We start from the raw sequence: 19217 nt of genomic DNA, 5'->3' as shown, positions 1-19217 counted from the left end.
CATGTTGCGTGTACCTACTGAAGATAAGTTTTATTTCTGTTTTAGCTTAATGTGAGAGGACTGTATTGTATCAAATTTATTATTATGAAACCGCCTCCTAATTATATGATGTTATAATAAAGTCAAAGCAATGATGAATCGGTTTCTATTTTCATTTTTAAAATATAGGCTAATGAAGCAGGTGAAGATGATCGAACTAACAGGTTTTAGAATAATCGAGGATATTGGAAATGATGGAGAGGTTCGTTTATACCGAATGCAACGACTTGAGGATGGGCTGAATGTGATCGCCAAGACGAGTGTCCAAGCATACCCTGATCGCGTGTTGGTTGCTGCTTTTCAGTATGAATATGAATGTCTTCGCAAATTGCATGGGAAGGGTGTACTCGAGCCTCATTCTTTAGAATTCGTGGGAACTCGACCAATCCTGCTCCTTAAGGATTCTGGGGGAACAACGCTTGAGCAATTGTTGTCCAAGACAAGGGCTTCGTTAAAGTTGCCAGAGCTTTTACAAGTAGCAATCTCTGCATCAGAAAGCCTTGGCCAGCTTCACCATGCACAAATGACATTGAACGAAATTACGCCATTTTCCTTGATCGTCAATGCTGATTATACAGATGTGAAATTCATTGATATTCGTCTATGTCGTACTGCATGGAATCAAAGTCCCTTGTTGCAATCCTCAGGAAGGCCAGTCTTCGTACTTCCCTATCTTTCACCAGAGCAGACGGGTAGAACAGGTATGACGACGGATTACCGTACGGATTTTTACTCACTAGGCGTTACGTTATATGAATGGTTTGCGGGAAGTTTACCATTTCAATCACATAATGCCATGGATTTGGTGCATCAGCATCTCACAGTGAACCCTGACCCTATTCATAAGAAATCACCATCTATTCCTAGAATGATATCGGAAATTATAAATAAATGTATGTCGAAGATGCCGGATGAGAGATATGCAAGTGCATACGGCATCAGCGCAGACCTGAAGGAATGTGATGTTCAACTTCGGATATTTGGAAAAGTAAGGGAATTCCCTTTAGCAACTCATGATATATCAGAACAATGGATCATGCAAGCAGGACTGGTATCAGAACAACATATTCTACCTGGTATTACTGGTGAGAATGAGCTGAGGAAGATGCCGGACCCCACATCGCTCGTACTTGGTTCAGCAGCATTTCTGGGCAAGGAATTCGAATTGTACATGTTGCAAATGGTAACAGGACTTACTATGGAGCAAGTAGTGGAATTTATCGATCATGCTACTCAATTACGACTATTACAGCCAAAGGATAATGAACGATTAAGCTATATTTTTCAAAATGAATCCATACATCATGCGGCTTATGAGCGTATTGCCGAGTTGGAACGTACCAACTTACATTTGAAAATAGGCATGCTGTTAGCTGAACGCATTAAATTGGGTGAAGATGTTCAAGTATCTGATGCTTTGCATCATTTGAATCAAGTTGTGCAATTGCTCCATCTTCCAGAACAGAAAATGGATTTGGCGGAGCTAAATCTGCAAGCGGGACTAGAAGCTAAGCAAATGTCTGAATCTACCGCTGCATTGGAATATTTACGTACAGCGACAGAGTTATTGGATGATAGCATTTGGGAAAGCAATTATACGCTTATGTTTCAATCCCATAAGGAGAGGGCTTATGCGGAATTTATTGGTGGAAACTGCACTACAGCCATTAGAATTATCGACCTATTAATGAAGAAGGTGGTTGCAAACCAAGATAAAGTTTCAGTCAACTTGATCTTGATGGAGTTAGAAATATATCGTGAGAACCACCATGAAGTAATCGCAATAGGAAAGAAGACTATGGAGCTTTTGAATGTACCCTGTGACTTTTCCCCAACTGCGACGGGGGGATCAATACAATGGGTGAAATTACACTGGAAGTTACGAAAGCACTCTGTTGAATCCATTGCTGCTCTGTCTTTGATGACAGATGAAACCCATATAATAGCCATGAAGGTTCTCAATCACATGGCCGATTCAACCTTTATAGTGGATCGGAATGCCTGGTCCTCCACAATCTTAATGATGTTGGATATGACGATGGATTATGGTATGACCCCTGAAGCAGCCATTGGGTTTGCAGGTTATACGCTGATATTGAATTTTCGTTTCTATCGCTATGAAGCAGCTTATAAATGGGGGTTACTTGCTTGTACCATTTCGAAATCGCACCCTAATCTGTATCCTAGGGCTTATAACTCTGTTTCATTATGTTATGATAGTTGGCGGCGATTTGAGCCAGATTGGTTATTGGCATTCACCGATGATGCTGGCAAGTTGCGTTTGAAGGATGGGGATACAGGGGGGATTTTCAACCACAGTATATTGCTAAATTGCGGGCTGTTGTTTAATTTTTCATGTCCGCTGCAAGATATTTATGTAAGATTATTAGCCAACGGTGACTTTTTGCTGAAAGGCAATAACAGTTTGCATATTAAGCAAGCAATAATTCTCTCTAAATTGCTTACAACTCTTACTGGTGATCAGGCAGAGGACGATCCGTTTAGGGAGATCGATATTGAAGATGCTTCATTTCTTCTAGGTACATCCGGCGTTGTACATGATTATTTACAGGAATTAATATTCGTCTATCAATATATTACGCGCTATTTGTTCGCTCATTACAAGGATGCGCATGAAGCAATAATGTTAAGTGTCGTTCTTGTAGAGAATAGCGAGGAGGCACTTTTCGATCGATCCAATCATTACTTCTATCAAGTATTAGTGCTGGCAGAAATTTATGACGACAGTCATGATAGGGAGAAAGCGGAGTATATCAAACAGATTCGCATATGCTTGAAGAAAACGCAGACTGCAGCGCATCGTTGTCCGGAAAATTATTTACATAAGTATATGTTAATGAAGGCAGAAATGGCTATTCTGAAGCGGAACGATCGCCAAGTGGAGGACTATTATGAACGTGCAATTAATGCCGCTCGCGCTTATGGACATATTCATGATACAGGTATCATTGCTGAACGCTTCGCCAAATATGCTCTACATAAAGAAAAATTCATGCTTGCGAAGGTGTACATGAATGAAGCGTGTGAAGCTTTTCAGAAATGGGGAGCATTGGCAAAGGTAGCGGATATGGAGGAGAAGTACCCACACTTGTTACACAAGATACGAGAAAGCGAATTGGAGCGGGTGGATTATCTCACTGTTGTTAAGTCCGCTCAGGTTTTATCTGGAGAGATGGAAATGGATCGATTGCTGCATACATTAATGCACATTATGCTTCAGAATGCAGGTGCGGAATATGGTGCATTGATTTTTGAGAACGACAATGGTTGGATGATTGAGGCGTACGGAACGGTCGAAGAGATTAAGATTGAATCTATTCCATTGGATGAGTCTGATGAGCTTGTACCTACGGACATTATTCAGTATACGGCTAGAACAATGAAGGAATTAGTGCTTCACGATGCTGCCAATCAAGATATTTTCATTCGCAATGCCTATGTGCGTAATCGTACATTGAGATCAGTGTTATGTTTACCTATTATGCATCAGAGTAAACTAATTTGTTTGCTGTATATGGATAATAATTTATTAACAGGGGTATTTACAGAGAAGCGGTTGGATGTACTCAAACTGCTCAGTTCTCAATGTGCGATATCTGTAGCTAACGCCAAGCTGTTTTCTCGTATCCAACACTTGAAGAATAGCTTGGAGGAGCAAGTGGAGGAACGAACACAAAGCCTGGAGAAATCAATGCAAGAAACATCTGCAGCTTTAGCTGAGATGTCCGTCTATGCAGAAAGAAATCGAATTGCTCAGGAGATTCATGATATTGTTGGTCATACGCTAACTTCGACTGTCCTTCAGATTGAGGCGGGCAAACGATTGCTACACAAAGACATGGATGGCGCTGTTAATCGCTTAAAGGAAGCGCAGGATTTGGTTAGACATAGCTTAAGTGAAATTCGCAGCTCTGTTCACATGCTTAAGGAAGATAAATATTATGATCTTGTTCAAGCCCTGAGCCAGCTTATGTTAGATACTGAGCGTAACACAGGTGTCGTTATTCATCGGGAAATGGATCCATTACCTCATATATCGGTGGTCATTAAGAAATTAATCTATCACTCTCTATTAGAAGGGTTAACGAACGGTATGCGACATGGTCATAGTAAGGAATTTAATTTCCGCCTAAATGATGATGGATCATCCTTGCAATTTCGATTGAAGGATAATGGGCAGGGAACAAGCGAGATCAAGAAGGGCTTTGGTCTAAGAGTAATGGAGGATCGTGTAGAACAGCTAGGAGGGGGCTTACATATCGAATCTGAGCCAGATCAAGGATATGTATTGCGAATGTATATACCCTATTAGATGATTCTGCTATTGAAATAGTAGATTTCCCCCATTAATGGAGGTTGTATAGGTGATCAAACTTGTAATAGCTGATGATCAGATGTTAACACGTGAAGGATTAAGAACAATTCTGGATTTGGAAGATGATATGGAGGTGGTTGGTTTAGCTAGAAACGGGAAAGAGGCGATTGAGTTAGTAAAGGAACTTGGCCCAGACCTTGTTATGATGGATGTTCAGATGCCAGTGATGGATGGAATATCGGCATTGAAAGCAATAAAACAGCTTCCAATAAAGACTTCTGTTCTTATCTTGTCTACCTTTCTGGATGATGACTATATTATCGAGGGGATGGCTAATGGGGCAAGTGGTTATTTGCTGAAGGATATGGAAGCAGATAAAATGATTGCTGCGATTCGTGATGCGATAACGGGTCAGTTCATATTGCCAACGGCAGTAGCAGCCAGATTAGCAACAAGGCTATCACATATGAATGTGCAAAAAAAGTCTGCTTTAATAGAGCGGGATGAGATTAACCTAACAGATCGCGAAGTAGAGCTGGCTAGATTAATAGTTAGTGGATTAAATAACAGAGAAATAGCGTCAAAGCTCCATATTGCTGAAGGCACCACACGTAATTATATTAGCAATCTTTATAGTGAATTAGGCGTCATTGATCGCATGCAAGCAGTTGAAATACTGCGGGAATTCTTGTAACACAGGTCTTCTAAATTGGGCTATACTCAAGTGAAAAGCGCAAGATTCGAGGTTAACCTCGAATCTTGCGCTTATTTCAAAATATAGGAAAGTATAAGTTTCACTTGTAATAGATTCATAATCATCGTAACGGCTTCAGCTAGTGTTGCCTAACTTCTTAACTCCAGCAATTGCAGATTTGGACCAGTCAGGAATTTCGCTGTCATCAGCAAAGCCAGTTGGGCTTACTTGTGTAGAAGTTATTCCAGCTACCTTTGCAATCATGACGGCCAATTCGGCGCGCGTAATTACTGCACTTGGACGGAATGTACCATTGCTATAGCCAGACATAATTCCTTCAGCTACAGCTTGTCTTACCGCTGTTTGTGCCCATATGCCGATTTGCTTTGCATCGCCAAAGCTCAGCTCAGCACCTTTGCTGATCGGCTTTATAGCATTCATCAACATGACCGTAAATTCCGCGCGAGTGACGGTTGCATTAGGCTTAAATATGTCATCGGGATAACCTTTGACAATGCCTTGCTCTACCGCTTGTTTGATCATTCCTTCAGCCCAGTGGCCGTTAATATCAGAGAATGAACGCTGTTTTGTTGGTTCTACCTTATCAACTGGCTTTGTTTCTGGTGTTGGACTTGAGCCTCCACCCGTGTTCCCACTGCCGTCGCCGCCTGATGGAGTACTGTTGCTTACAGTAATGATTAAGCTTTGGTTTGCGCCAGCGCTAAAGGTGAACCCCAGCGTGACTGTACCGTCAGTCAATGTTGCTAAATAAGTTTGCTTTATCGTAATTGTACCACCGTCTATGCTGTAATGCGTTCCTATCGTTAATGGTTTCCTCCTGCGGCGATGGCTTGGACATCCGATAACCTGACCATCTTCGTTGGAATGTAATAAGCATCCCTATCATCCCCATGTCCTAATTGACCATCGTAATTCCTACTAAAGGAATATACTTCTCTAGAATTGGTTAAGACAAGAGAATGAGAGCCGCCAGTCAGAATACTTTTTCACAAGCGACATCCTCTTCTTACTCCGAATTACTACATTAATATTCATATCTTGAATTTGTTTTACACTACAAAAGGGAGTAGCTAGTTGTTAGATTCCCAAGCCCCAATTGAAACGATGAGTTAGGGAGTACTGAATTTTTATCTCGTGCTATGGAAATTGCGAAAAGTGTATGATCAAGGTAATTCAAGGTATTATAGATTCATTTTTAAAGATGTTTATCCTTGTAAATCCACAACCGCAGGAGGTTGTGGATTTTTGCTTTTTCCTCAAACTCTTTAGTGTGTACAGCATGTCAATGATCTTTCATTATTCTTTCATTGTGCTCTGTTATACTACCAATTAATGCAATTCAGTGACCGCATCTAGAAAATTGCGGGAACTGGATTGTGGAGAGTTTTTTACTTCGAGGAGGAAAGAGAATAATGGGAAATCCATATTTTCAGAGGCATGACATCAATAAGGGTTATAGGAGGAAACTATGGTCAATTTAAGTATGAAAAGAAGTTTGTTGCTACTTGTTACAGCGCTGTTATGTATTCTTCCTATTTGGAGCAAATCGGTACATGCCGATCGTCATGAAGAGTATGGAGAATTGGTAGTTTCGATTTCAGTAGACGGAGACTGGATCGAGCAAGGCTATCTGACTTACGGTCGGTTTGTATCTGAAAAATCGCTTCAACTGAAAGGCACTCAGGCAGACAAGCCTGCGGTAATCAGGATAATGCAGCAAGGAGGCGGGAAATCACATCTTGATTCCGTTTTACTTGGCACTCAATCTCCAATCGAGGTAAACGGGGATACAGCTGCATCTGTTCGCAAGCTAGCGGCTGCAGACCAAGATTTAATCAATATCGAGGCATCCGGCGTGATCTTGCAGTTTGCTAGCGGGAATCCCGGCAGTATACTGAAAATCGATGGGCGTGTTGAACCGGAAGTCATCAGTAAAATTCCTTTTCATTATCCAACCAGCAATTTATACAAGGAGTTTGATCTCAATTCCGAGTACTATACTTATACACTAAACTCTTTTCGGGGAAATCAAGTCATGGACGGGCAATTAAATGAGATCTCTTCGCAAGCGCCGTTCTTTCAGCAGTATACCGTACCGGATTCCGGTCATCCAGAAGGTATAACGTATGGATGGGTATGGAATGACGATGACAATTTGTATGTCGCCATTGATTTTACTTCTGACAATACATTTGACGGGGATGCGGATTATACGAAGGTTTATGTTAAAACGAATTCCGGGGCCAAGGAGTTTAAAGCATCCGTGTCCGATACGGCTTGGGGCCAGCCATTCTTTACGTACACCGATAAGGTGTCCTATGAGCATAAAGTATACGAATACAAAATCCCATTAAAAAACCTGGAGATTGCGGCGGATCAAACCGAACTTCAACTGGGCTTTGCAGCCTATGGGACGGCCGCTGCCGGCAATGCCACAGACAATGATCAGACTCATGTTGGTATAGACGGCAGAGATATTTCCGTTCAATGGTTGGAATCTAACCATGCGGGTAGTTGGAGTAACGGTATTAGACAGGATTTTACGTTTGATATTTATATTTTGCCATCGGGAGAGACTCGTAATCTTGCAATCCATAAGCCTATAGCTTCGGTCCTGCACGGACCCGATCCGAAGGATTGGACTTGGAATTGGACAGGCTATTCCACCGATAATCTGGACAGTACGGGAACGCAACTGGCCGGAGGTGAATATGAGGTTTCCATTTATTTAAATTATTCTGCTGTGGACGGTAACTGGACCGCTGCTGGTAGCAAGCCGATAAAGCTCCGATCCGATGTCGATGTTTCTAAATTTTCCGTTGTAGATAACTACACGGGAACGCAGGATCAACTCCAAAGCACTCCGAATGCAGTAGGAGCAAATTTGCCGGTAACAGCGTATTTATGGAACGATAGTAATTCCAATGGGGCAGTTGATTCTAATGAGTTAGAGCCACCCATCTTACTTGGAACGAGCGCTGCGGACGGGTCAGTAGCCGCAGCCGACATCGGCGATTTAAGAAACGGAACCTATAAGTTTGTCATTACTTCTACTGATAAAGGAACCGAATCTACCAAAGACGCAGCACATGCCGTCACGGTATATTTATACAATAACGCGCTTCCTGTGCAAGTGACGTTGGACAGCATATCGAGCAGTAATCCGACGCCCGGAGTTGCCAAAGTAGGCGACACCGTGACCGTGACGTTTACAACTGATAGGGGGCTAAGCGGATGGACGGAAGTATTTATCGGTTATTCTGGATTAGCAACACCCCTCAAGAGTGTTGGCGATAACGTGTACAGTGGATCATATACGTTCACAGCTAGTGACAGCGAAGGGGAGGTGGCCATTGTCATCAGTGCGGTTGGACTCGACTATACCTATAACACCATATGGGCATTAACAGACAGCAGTGGTAACAGTGTGACATTCGACAAAACCGCTCCTACAGGGACATTGAGTATTAACGGTGGAGCGGCGACGACCGATTCGGTATCAGTTACTCTGACGGTGACAGGCGAAGATCCCGATGGGATAGGAACTATTATTTTGTCAAGAGCAGAGAAGCAGCCGATACAGATAGCGTCAACTAACCATTTGATCCTGCGGGAACTGGGTGCTTCCATGAAACTAGCAGCTGCGCTGCCTCCATCGGTCCCGGGAACAGGCAATGTCGAGATGTTGATCTCCAACGACGAGGTAAGCTGGGGCAAGTGGGAGCCGGTTGCCGGAATGAAGACATGGACATTATCAGCAGGTAACGGCATCAAAACGGTGTACATGAAGCTCAAAGATGCAGCAGGCAATGAAACGGCGACTGTAATTACCGCCTCCATTGAAATGAGATTGCTGGAGTCGCCTTCTTACGAAGGAAGCGACAGTTATCAGCAAAGTGAACCAATTAAAAAAGACGAGAAGCCAGAAGTGGAGAAGCCAGAAGTAGAGAAGCAACACAAAGCATATATTTCCGGTTATCCCGATGGTACATTTGGTCCGGATAATAGCATTACCCGCGCTGAAATGGCAACCCTGCTGTTCAGAACATCGGAGAAAGCAGCCAACAAAGCCCACATCACTTACACCGATGTCGCTTCGACCTACTGGGCCCAAGAGGCCATTGAGCAAGTGACGAAAATGGGATTGATGGAAGGTTATGCGGATGGAAGTTTCAAGCGGGAGCGGATGATTACCCGCGCTGAAGTTGCACTGATCTTATCCAAATTGTCAAGCAACGGCCTAAACGGCGGCGAAAGCTTCTCAGATGTAAAAGGGCATTGGGCACAAACAACCATTGAGCAATTGAAAATGACTGGCATCATCAGCGGTTATCCGGACGGTACGTTCCGACCTGAGCAGACATTGAAGCGTGCAGAGGTGGTTGGGATGCTCAATAGATTGCTAGGTAGAGGTCCGTTAACTACTATGGCCGCAAGATGGTCGGATGTCCCGAATGATCACTGGGCGTTTGGAGAAATTCAGGAAGCATCAATCGATCATGCTTCCGGGCAAGAGGTAAACCGCAAATAAATAACGATTAAGCTGCGGAGAATTGTGGATTTGTACAGCCATGGTTCTGCTCCACCAATACCATGAAAAACCCGACCGCGAGAGGTGGTCGGGTTTTTACTATATTTATTCAACGCTAAGGTATTTCTTGTATTCCGAAACGAGTGTTTCTTCGGATTTACCAAAGGCATTCTTGAAGGCGGTGGAAGGCAGAGATCCTTTTGCTATTTCATTATAGAGATTTAAGTATTGATCATGACTGTAGTTTTGTTGTAAGAAGAACACCATGCTTTCAAATGCGAAGTATTCATTTGGATATGCATTTAAGTCGGCAAATGACTTGATGTTGCTCCAATTAATCGGTGCCCATCCTGAAGCGCTATTACGTGTTTTCAGTTCATTTTTATAGAATGCAAGATCACGCTTGTCACCTGCTGGATCGGAGCGGGAACCATACTGAGAGTATCCAAGCACTTTCTTAGCAAGGTAGTCGGCTTGTCCTTCAAGCAGCCAGTTTAATCTGCCACTTAGCGTTGACCCAAGCTTGTGAATATCCCATTTCTGATGTAGGTAAGCATGGGCCAGTTCATGAGCAAATACGAATCGGACTGCATCATCTCCAGCCATGTTATATGATTCTTCTGCCGCAAGTTTAATGGCATTATGCTGCTCGTTATAGAATGCTCCAGTGTCGATTTTGAAGATACCGTCACCATCATGTATCCATATCTCTACTTTCTTTGTTAGCGTGTTAGCGCCGAAGAACTTCTCGTGTGCCTTCAAAATATTTTCAGCTTCTGTGTAAAGATAGTGAAACTTCTCGTCGGCTTTCGGTGTGAAATGTAGTTTCAAGTTTTTCGTTTCGTAGGTGACCCAGCCATCATGTGAGGATGACGACCCTTGATCGTTCAGTCTTTTTTCCAGCTCAGCAATTTTTTGCTCTGCTTCTTTTAAACGCTCAGCATCGGTCACGTTACCCCCAGTTTCTGCCCCTAATTGCTTTGAAGTCATTGAAATGGTGTATGTGTCGCTTTTCCACTTTACAACTTGGTTCAAGTTGTCCGCTACAAATCGAAGTGGAACGTAAGTCGTCCCTTTGTAAATGAACCCCTTGTTATCCTCAGGAGCTTTCTTTTCAATGCCATTGAAGAAGTATTTTAAGTTATAAAAGTTCACGTCAATCTTGGTAGAAGAGGCGGCGTATGCTACCCCTGAGAAGATCGTTGTTAAAAGTATGATGGCAAGTGTGATGCGTGTTAAAGCTTTGTGCTTTAGCATGGGTGTATTCCTCCGAATTCATAATTAATGACCTATTGTACTAAGCATATGTACATCATTAGCATAATGCATTATCGTATCATACATACCTAAGCCTAAACAACCAGTATGAATAAAATGAGCGTCTAAAAAGGATGATATAGTTAGGTAGGATAATCCAAGGGGAATTGTTGTGGTAATTTATCTAAAGATTTGAATAAAAGGGGTAGAAAATATGAAGCTAGGCGCATTTTCTGTAAGTTTAAACGTAAAGGATATTCATGTATCAAAATCTTTTTACGAAAGCCTTGGTTTTCAAGATTTAGGTGGTGACATTACACAAAATTGGCTTATTATGAAGAATGAAAATTGTATCATTGGGTTATTTCAAGGAATGTTTGAAAAGAACATCCTGACCTTTAATCCCGGGTGGAATGAAAATGCTGAAAATCTCGATACGTTTACGGACATTCGAGAAATTCAAAAGCTGCTTAAAGCAAAAGGAATGAATATGCTGACTGAAGCAGACGAAGCAAATGAAGGACCCTCACACTTTATAATTGAAGATCCAGACGGGAATCAAATTCTTGTCGATCAACATCGATAACAGTAATTATATATAATAAGAGCCTCTCGCCCAATTTAAGTTTAAAACATAAATTGGGTGAGAGGCTTTATATTGTTAATGGGTTCTTATTTTTATTTTAAATCTCATACCACTTGATCTCATTCGCTTCCATCTGGAGTGAGAAGCTAGAGCCATCGCCTCGATAAACGACGGTTTCCTGAGGTTCATACGTGTTGTTTACAACACAGTATTTGCCGTTCTTGACATAGGCATGGACTTCGATGTTGTAGTTGTCGCTGAACCAACGTTGAAGTTCATGGTCGCTGTGAGAACTCCAGAGGATCGCACGGTAGAGAAGTCGACTATTCTCAAAGCTATAAGGCAATCCACTGATATAGACAGCTCGTCCACGACCGAATTCATTCACTGCGAGTTGCACTTCTTTATCAACCTGACGGAGGACGGTGGTGCCTTCGAGAGCGAATATATTCTTCTTGCCTTCACCGAAATCGATGATCTTATTTCCTTCTGCATCTACACCGCAGTCTTCAGTAATAAAGTGATCTTGCTCTTCCCAGTTGTATTTATCATAACCGAGGGTGAAGCCTCGTTCTTGCTCTACACCAAGAAGGTTTGCCAGCTGGAAGTACCTTCCGTTCGCTTGATGAGCTGCAGGTTCGCCTACACCGATGAACCCACCGCCTTCGTGAACAAATTGCTTCACAGTGGTTACGATGTCTGTATCTAGCCACCAATCCCCTCCGGTATAAGCCGTATCGCCATCACCAACATTCAAGATGACATCGATTCCTTTAAGAATGGAAGGATCCTTTTTAATATCATCAAAGCTAATGAATTTGACATCGAATGGTGCGCCAGATAGCGTCTCTATGATTCCTGCATAGCTATAATTTTGCTTCTGATAGAGAGCATGATGAACCATGTGATTGCCCCATGCACGCATTTTACCCCAGCAGTTGAGTACGGCAACGGTCTTGACGCTGTAGGGTGTTGTTCCTTGTACATTATCGTACAACGTACGGAATTCATCACAGACACTCTCAATGTAGTCCATGAAATCCGGGAAATCCAGTGCTAGCTTCAGATATCCCCCATAACCAATGCGGTCGATCGGCTTGCGGAGGATTGCACGTCTTGCAGTCACCCAGTTTACTTTGGCTTCGCCTACAGGATCTCCACCTTCATGGAATGTATCAGGGAAGAAATAAGGCAGGAAACGTCCTTCTGTGTACTTCACTCCAGGTATATCACTGATCAGCCGAAGTGTGGAACCATTGCCTACACTACCGACGACAGCATCTACCCCAATCGTGGAGAACTCTTCCATAAATGGCTCGGTACCAATCCAATGGTCACCAAGGAACATCATCGCTTCCTTACCATATTCATGTGTAATATCGACCATTTCCTTGGCAAGCAAGGCAACTTCACGTCGTTGGAATGTTTGGAAGTCTTGGAACTCCTTCGTCGGTATGCGGTAGTTGTTATTGTGGTAGCCTTGATCAATGATGTATTCCGCTCTGAACGGATAGCCAACCTCTTGTTCAAATTGCTCAAGAATATAAGGGCTCACAGATGCTGAATATCCATACCAATCGACATATTTCTCACGTGCGAGCTCATCGAAGACGAGTGTGAACTGATGGAAGAAAGTCGTAAAACGAATGACGTTGACATAGGGATGCTCTTCGATAAATTGACGTAGACGCTGCATCGTGAACTCACGTGTTTTCGGTTGACGAACATCAAAGGTGATTTGAGGCTCAACATCTTTCCAATCATTCGTCACGGCATTATACATATGTACAGGGTCCCACATAATATACGCTAGGAAACTAACGGTATAATCATGGAAGGGGATGGTTTGAATAACGACACTGCCCGTTTCCTCGTTATAGCTCCATTGCTCAGTCGATACTGCTTCCCCTGTGGTACGGTCGATAACTTCCCACCAACGTTTGATATCGTCACGACTATTCACCTTCAGCATATCTGGATAAAGTCCCTTCATTAGAGGGATCGTAAGGCTGGACTGCTCAGCTGTATAGAAGGGTGTCATAAAATACAATTGCTGAATTTCTTCAGGATTTTCTTTTGCCCATCCATTTTCTTTACGAGTAGTATAGTAAGTGGAATACACCTTGGCATCGACATCCCGCAGTTCTGCTGGGAAGTCAGTCCCATCGCAATCACGTATAGCGTCCGCGCCCCAGCGCTTCATGACTTCTTTTGTTTGAGGAATAATATCCAGATCTGTTGGAATCGTGACCCGTCCTTTGTTCATGTTAAATACTCTCCTTTTTATTTGAATTTGCGATTATAGAACCAGAGAAGACCTATCAGAAGTGCAAGTCCCAAGAGCATAAGTCCGAGCCCGGGTGCACCAATATTTTTTTGTCCAATAATAACGAGTGCTACAGCGACAATAAAAACAATGAGTATCAATAAACTACGTAACAAATTGTGCATGGATTCACTCATAATAGCACCTTAACCTTTCAGCCCGCCCATGGTCATGCCTTGGGTTAGCTTCTTTTGTACTAGAATATATAGAATAAGGGTTGGAAACATGACTAGCACGAGACCTGCATACATTTGACCGTACTCGACGGCTGATTTCTGAGCTGCCATTAGATTCATTAGACCGACCGGCAATGTTCGAAGGCCTGGCTTCGTCAGTAAAGTCATCGAAATGATATATTCGTTCCAGAAGGAAAGGAAATTGAACAAGATCACGGTCACAATGCTGGGCTTAGAAATGGGCATAATGATCTGAACCATCGTTCGGAAATAGCCTGCGCCATCGACAGAAGCAGCTTCTTCGTATTCCCTAGGCAATGATTTGAAATAGCCCGACAGCAGATAAACTGTGAAGGGAAGCGCCATTGCAGCATAGACAAGCGCCAGAACGAATAAATTATTCAAAAATATAGGGTGTCCAAGAAAACCGCGAACGGCCTTGTCACCGTTATTGAGCATGAGAAAGATCGGAACGACAATATAGTTCACATTGATAAATAATCCTGCCATAAACATCATATTCCAGAAGACGCTTCCTTTAAATTTATATCGTGAAAGCACATAAGCTGCTGGTAATGCAATGACGAGCAGAAGGCCAAGGGCAATCACCGTAACGATGAGGGAGTTGAGCATATAACTGCCCATCTTTGCTTTCTGCCAAGCATCGGCAAAGTTCTGTAGATAGAACCCTTGCGGAAGAACCCAAGGATTGCCGTAAAACTCCATATCCTGTTTGACAGAGGCCATGAATGCCCAAGCTACAGGGATGATAATGATGATGGCCAGGGCGATGAGCACAATATAGATGAAGCTCTTATAGAGCCTGTCGCTGAGACCACGCTGTGTGAGTTTATTATTCTTCAAGTTGTCGCCTCCTTAATACTCCAAATGGTCGCGTCTGGTAACTGCGTTCAGGATAGCAGCTAGTGCAAATGAGAACAGGAACACAATAACACCGATGGCCATACCGTAACCATACGAGGAGTTGGTATAAGCCTCTTTGTACATATAGCTAAGGAATACCTCAGTGGAACCGTCCGGGCCACCTCCGGTCATCGCCACAACGAACAGGAAGCTCATGTTGATCGTGCTGATGATGAAGAAGGTAAGAGTAGTACGAATATTCGTCCAAATTAACGGGATCGTAATGCTGAAAAATTGATGCATTCGTCCTGCACCCTCAAGCTCGGCGGATTCATACAAACTTTCGGGAACATTTGCCATACTCGCCATATACATGACCATATAATAACCGATGGCCTGCCAGATCATAGCACCTGCAAGGGAGAAAATAACGATCTTCTGATCCCCCAGCCAAAGGATAGGGTCTGATGCTGCTCCACGGAATAAATTCAGGAATGCATTCAGCAGTCCACTATTCGGATCATATATTGCAGAGAAAATAGCACTAATAACGACGACAGACAGAATGTTCGGAATATAGAAGATGATTCTTAATAAATTTTGCCCTTTGAGCTTCTCACGTGAAAGCATAGATGCGAACACAAGTGCAAAAGCAAAGGTAACAATAGTGACTAGAACGATAAGTAGAAGACTGTTCTGAAATGCTTGATAGAATTTATCGCTTTGAAAAAGCTTGGTGAAATTTTGCAGCCCTACAAAGGTTTTGTCATCTGTATAGCCGCCCCATTTGTATGTAGACATACGGAATACATCGATTGTTGGTATGATTAGAAACACAACGAATAGGATTACGGCGGGAGCAAGACAGAAGAAAATAAAACGCCCTTGTCCCTTCTTGATTTCCATGTGCCCATCTCCTTCTTGAGGTAAAAATAACGGTGGTAGCTTTCGCATACCACCATGATTCACAAATCTAATAGAGGTTGTTCAAAAAGTCATCTTTTGATCACGAAGGTTAGCAGGAGGCGTATTCGACATCGAAGATTGAATTCAGCCGGTCCTTCCGGTGCTCACGTAGGTACTGCCTACGCTCCGCTCCTCACTCCCTAGCTTCATTCAATCTTCTCGGTGCTGAAAAGCTGACTTTTTGAACACGCACTTATAGGGTTGCCTTGATCTATTTCAATGCGCCGCGCAATGCATCGCTTGCTTTAGTAATAGATTCAACCCACTGGGCTTGTGTCTTAGCTTTCGTTACGAGGGAATCCACTGTACCAAATACCGTATCTGAAATGCTTACACCTTCAACAGGATCGGTTGTGGCAAATGCGCCCATAGCCGCTTTTGTACCATTGTCGTAGATGCTATAGAAGAGTTTATTGTCACCTTCCAGTTGCTCGGACAAACCTTTAATCGGTTGAACTGCACCAACTGCGGCAAAAATAGTAGCTGCTTCATCTGAATAGAGATATGCAATAAACTGTTTAGCTAGATCTGCATTTTCTGCTTTTGCAGGAACCCAGATTTGTTCAAAGAAGGTGTAGGAGTAACGGTCACCGCCATCTACTACAGCTGGCAGAGAAGTGAATCCCCATTTGAATCCTTCTGCACGAGGTGCCTTACCCATTTCACCAACGACCCAAGTGCCGTTTGGCATGAAGATAGCTTTGTTATCGAGAATAAGCTGTTGGTTTTTAGTAAAGTTATCTTTATTAGCATTGGCTGGAACGGTCTTCTCAGTGTAGCTTGCAAGCTTACTGATAATGTCAAATGCTTGTGTTGCTTCTGCTGATTGCCATACACCTTCCGTGTAATTCATCGCATTGGTGAAGAATGTAGGACCACCAACTTCGTTAAGTAATGCATAGAAGAATGAATCAAAGTATCCAGTCGTCGGGTAGGAGAACAATGCAATTCCTTCAGCTTGAGCTTTGTCGCCTAATGCCCACATTTCATCCCAAGTCGTAGGAACTGTCCAACCTTTCTGCTCAAGTAAGCCAGCATTGTAGAACAGGCCTGTTGGGCTATAGAACATTGGCATCAGGTAGGTCTTACCATCACCATAAGGGTTCGTAATCGTTGTATCTGTAAAACCAGGAATGAGCTTATCCTTCACGGTAACGCTTTCACCAGGGACCGTCATCGACAGCACATCGGTAAGATCAGTGAGGTTATTATCTTTTACGAAAGTTTCAGTTAGGCCTTTAGGTTGGCCTACAGCAAGATGGATAACGTCAGGGAAATCGCCGGATTTCATACCAGGTCCGATAACATCTTCAAGACTTTTATCAATGGTTGTTTCGACTTTCACGTTAGGGGTTACTTTCTCGAATCCAGCTGTGATTTGCTTCCAGACATCAGCACCGTAAGCGGTTTCCAAAGCGGCAAGCTTTAAAGTACGAGTTTCAGTTGGTGCTGGTGTAGATACTTCTGGTGTAGATGAATCACTAGGGGCAGGACTAGAACTATTGTTGGTATTACCACCACAAGCAACAAGACTAAGTGTCAATGCTGTTGTTAGCGCTAGGCTAAGAATCTTCTTCATGTTAACCCTCCTGTTATATCTTTATTTGTTTGAAGATGTGGAAATCACGAAGTAAATGACTTCTCGTAAATTTAGATTAGCCCCTGGATCTAGGCATTTCAATAGGTTTAGCTCATGTAGATAGAATCGTACATAGACATGCAAAGATTATCGATAAGTTGCAAATCGGAGATGATAGCGCTTACGAACCCGCTGTAATTATTATACTTAATAACTTTTAGTTAATGAGAATAAAGATAATATTGTACATAGATTAGTCTATTTTATTCATGTATGGTTAGGGTGCGGATACGTATAGTTGAAGTGTTATGATGGTAGAAAACAATCTAGGAGTGGACTCCATGAAGAAAGTTGCTAGCTTCATTGTACTAGCAGTGATATTGATAGTAAGCTTGGTTGCTTTAAGTAAGGATTCAACTTCAACCAATGCAGTTAGTCCAACACCGACAGCAGATGATTCACATGATTTTAAGAACAATGAACTGAATATTGCAGTCTTTCAAGGTGGATATGGACCTGAATACTGGGATGAAATCGTGAGTGAGTTTGAATCCGATTATCCAGGAGTAAAGGTCAACATGACCAATAGCCCTAGAATCGGAGATGTTGTTAGACCCCAGATTGTAGCGGGTAATCCGCCAGATGTTCTAGTCGTTGTGGACACCGAGCAAAGTGGTCTAATCACCTCGTTAGTGAAGGAAAAGGGCTTGTTAGATATTAGTGACGTTTTTGAAAGCAAAGCGTTGGATAACGATCAATTACTGAAGGATATGGTTCTTCCTGGCATGTTAGAAAGCACAAGATTCTCTCCATATCAAGATGGAAGGGTCTATCTGGCCCCACTTAATACGGGACCTATGGGGTTGATTTACAATAAGAAGTTGTTCCGAGAGAAAGGATGGAAGTTGCCAGAAACGTGGGATGAATTTTTCGTATTGGGCGAGGAACTGAAGAAAGAAGAGAATGATCTAGTCGACAACAATGGAAAAAGGACAAAAAGAGCATTATTTACTTACCAAGGTATCTATCCTGATTATTTGGAAGAAATCATGTACCCTTCATTGGCTAATGCAACTGGCATCGACAATTTAAAAAGAATTTTTGCACACGAACCAGGCTCTTTTAAAACGGGTATGGTAAAAAAGGTGCTGGATACATTCGCGAAGATTGGTACAGAAGGATATCTAATGGAGGGTACAGTTGCTCTGAATCATACACAATCACAAACGGATATGATGCTTGGAAAAGCAATATTTATCGTTAATGGAACGTGGATGGAGAATGAAATGAAGAATTCCCCTAGGGAAGAGGGTTTCGAATTTGGCATGATCCCTGTTCCAGTATTCAATAAAGGGGATAAGCGTTATATCCTTACGAGTTATGAACAATTCTCAATTCCAGTAAGAGCTAACAATCCAGAACTTGCAAAGGAATTTTTGAAGTTTCTCTACACGGATCGATCTGTCAAATTATTTGCTGAGAAATCTAATGGTGTATTTGCGCTAAAGGGTGCTAAAGAACTCTCGGAGCCTTACTTAACGCCAGGTGTATATGAAATGTTCAGTGCGTATGATGGAGCAACGACCATTTTGCAAGACTGGAAGGCCATTTCTAAAGGGTCTAAGATCGATATTAAGACTGAATTATTTAGGAATTCAATGACCCCCATTATGACGGGTAAAATGACAACGGATCAATGGATGGACAGTGTTGAGGAAGTATTTACTCAGATTGAATCGGAGAGGGTAGTCAGTAAATATTGAAATACAATGACCACGGCAATAGAGGCAGGGCTGTCCGGAAAGTCTTAAGTGACTTTCTAGACAGCCCTGTGATCGTCCT

The 19217-nt window shown here is 42.6% G+C and carries 13 protein-coding genes; 5 read left to right on the top strand and 8 right to left on the bottom strand.

Going from position 1 to position 19217, the window contains the following annotated elements:
- Positions 1-172: 172 nt before the first annotated feature.
- Together ACP8HI_RS21420 and ACP8HI_RS21415 are read left to right on the top strand one after the other, a co-directional pair.
- Positions 173-4372, top strand: a complete 4200-nt coding sequence (locus ACP8HI_RS21420) for a histidine kinase (RefSeq protein ID WP_438348170.1) — start codon at positions 173-175, stop codon at positions 4370-4372.
- A gap of 52 nt (positions 4373-4424) precedes the next feature.
- Complete coding sequence (locus ACP8HI_RS21415; protein ID WP_438348169.1) at positions 4425-5069, top strand: response regulator; 645 nt, start codon at positions 4425-4427, stop codon at positions 5067-5069.
- 135 nt (positions 5070-5204) lie between these two features.
- Here the strand turns inward: ACP8HI_RS21415 and ACP8HI_RS21410 are convergent, their stop codons facing one another.
- Both ACP8HI_RS21410 and ACP8HI_RS21405 read right to left on the bottom strand, forming a co-directional pair.
- Positions 5205-5933: an S-layer homology domain-containing protein gene (locus ACP8HI_RS21410; RefSeq protein ID WP_438351936.1), complete on the bottom strand. Its 729-nt coding sequence runs from the start codon at positions 5931-5933 to the stop codon at positions 5205-5207.
- Complete coding sequence (locus tag ACP8HI_RS21405) at positions 5894-6067, bottom strand: hypothetical protein (protein WP_438351935.1); 174 nt, start codon at positions 6065-6067, stop codon at positions 5894-5896. Before ACP8HI_RS21405 ends, ACP8HI_RS21410 begins: the two co-directional genes overlap by 40 nt.
- A 491-nt stretch (positions 6068-6558) precedes the next feature.
- On the opposite strand from ACP8HI_RS21405, the gene ACP8HI_RS21400 reads away from it, so the two are divergent.
- Positions 6559-9621, top strand: a complete 3063-nt coding sequence (locus ACP8HI_RS21400; RefSeq protein WP_438348168.1) for an S-layer homology domain-containing protein — start codon at positions 6559-6561, stop codon at positions 9619-9621.
- A 105-nt stretch (positions 9622-9726) separates the two neighbouring features.
- Here the strand turns inward: ACP8HI_RS21400 and ACP8HI_RS21395 are convergent, their stop codons facing one another.
- Complete coding sequence (locus tag ACP8HI_RS21395) at positions 9727-10878, bottom strand: stalk domain-containing protein (RefSeq protein ID WP_438348167.1); 1152 nt, start codon at positions 10876-10878, stop codon at positions 9727-9729.
- Between the two features lie 214 nt (positions 10879-11092).
- Between ACP8HI_RS21395 and ACP8HI_RS21390 the strand changes: the two genes are divergently transcribed.
- Positions 11093-11464 carry a VOC family protein gene (locus ACP8HI_RS21390; protein ID WP_438348166.1) on the top strand — a complete coding sequence of 124 codons (372 nt, stop codon included), beginning with the start codon at positions 11093-11095 and terminating at the stop codon, positions 11462-11464.
- 97 nt (positions 11465-11561) lie between these two features.
- Here the strand turns inward: ACP8HI_RS21390 and gnpA are convergent, their stop codons facing one another.
- The 5 genes from gnpA to ACP8HI_RS21365 form a co-directional block, all read right to left on the bottom strand.
- Positions 11562-13730, bottom strand: coding sequence for a 1,3-beta-galactosyl-N-acetylhexosamine phosphorylase (gene gnpA / locus ACP8HI_RS21385; RefSeq protein ID WP_438348165.1), 2169 nt, complete (start codon positions 13728-13730; stop codon positions 11562-11564).
- Positions 13731-13747: 17 nt separating this feature from the next.
- A complete protein-coding gene (locus tag ACP8HI_RS21380) occupies positions 13748-13927 on the bottom strand; it encodes a DUF6903 family protein (RefSeq protein ID WP_438348164.1) in 180 nt (59 codons plus the stop codon).
- A 9-nt stretch (positions 13928-13936) separates the two neighbouring features.
- Positions 13937-14830: a carbohydrate ABC transporter permease gene (locus tag ACP8HI_RS21375; RefSeq protein ID WP_438348163.1), complete on the bottom strand. Its 894-nt coding sequence runs from the start codon at positions 14828-14830 to the stop codon at positions 13937-13939.
- 12 nt (positions 14831-14842) lie between these two features.
- Positions 14843-15736 carry a carbohydrate ABC transporter permease gene (locus ACP8HI_RS21370; protein WP_438348162.1) on the bottom strand — a complete coding sequence of 298 codons (894 nt, stop codon included), beginning with the start codon at positions 15734-15736 and terminating at the stop codon, positions 14843-14845.
- Between the two features lie 271 nt (positions 15737-16007).
- Positions 16008-17375, bottom strand: coding sequence for a carbohydrate ABC transporter substrate-binding protein (locus tag ACP8HI_RS21365; protein WP_438348161.1), 1368 nt, complete (start codon positions 17373-17375; stop codon positions 16008-16010).
- 341 nt (positions 17376-17716) lie between these two features.
- Here ACP8HI_RS21365 and ACP8HI_RS21360 point away from each other — a divergent pair, with 341 nt between their 5' ends.
- Positions 17717-19138 (top strand): carbohydrate ABC transporter substrate-binding protein, encoded by a 1422-nt coding sequence (locus tag ACP8HI_RS21360; RefSeq protein WP_438348160.1) that lies wholly within the window; start codon positions 17717-17719, stop codon positions 19136-19138.
- Positions 19139-19217 lie beyond the last annotated feature (79 nt).

The organism is Paenibacillus sp. FA6 (assembly GCF_051550225.1).
Taxonomy (GTDB): Bacteria; Bacillota; Bacilli; order Paenibacillales; family Paenibacillaceae; genus Paenibacillus_AQ.
Note: the sequence above shows the minus strand (reverse complement) of the source record. Positions and strands in the feature narration are given on the sequence as shown.

Bases quoted from the DNA above. Each gene is read 5' to 3' on its own strand.
- ACP8HI_RS21400 (WP_438348168.1), top strand. From the start codon at position 6,559: ATGGTCAATTTAAGTATGAAAAGAAGTTTGTTGCTACTTGTTACAGCG.
- ACP8HI_RS21420 (WP_438348170.1), top strand. From the start codon at position 173: ATGAAGCAGGTGAAGATGATCGAACTAACAGGTTTTAGAATAATCGAG.
- ACP8HI_RS21380 (WP_438348164.1), bottom strand. From the start codon at position 13,927: ATGAGTGAATCCATGCACAATTTGTTACGTAGTTTATTGATACTCATT.
- gnpA (WP_438348165.1), bottom strand. From the start codon at position 13,730: ATGAACAAAGGACGGGTCACGATTCCAACAGATCTGGATATTATTCCT.
- ACP8HI_RS21370 (WP_438348162.1), bottom strand. From the start codon at position 15,736: ATGGAAATCAAGAAGGGACAAGGGCGTTTTATTTTCTTCTGTCTTGCT.
- ACP8HI_RS21390 (WP_438348166.1), top strand. From the start codon at position 11,093: ATGAAGCTAGGCGCATTTTCTGTAAGTTTAAACGTAAAGGATATTCAT.
- ACP8HI_RS21395 (WP_438348167.1), bottom strand. From the start codon at position 10,878: ATGCTAAAGCACAAAGCTTTAACACGCATCACACTTGCCATCATACTT.
- ACP8HI_RS21360 (WP_438348160.1), top strand. From the start codon at position 17,717: ATGAAGAAAGTTGCTAGCTTCATTGTACTAGCAGTGATATTGATAGTA.
- ACP8HI_RS21365 (WP_438348161.1), bottom strand. From the start codon at position 17,375: ATGAAGAAGATTCTTAGCCTAGCGCTAACAACAGCATTGACACTTAGT.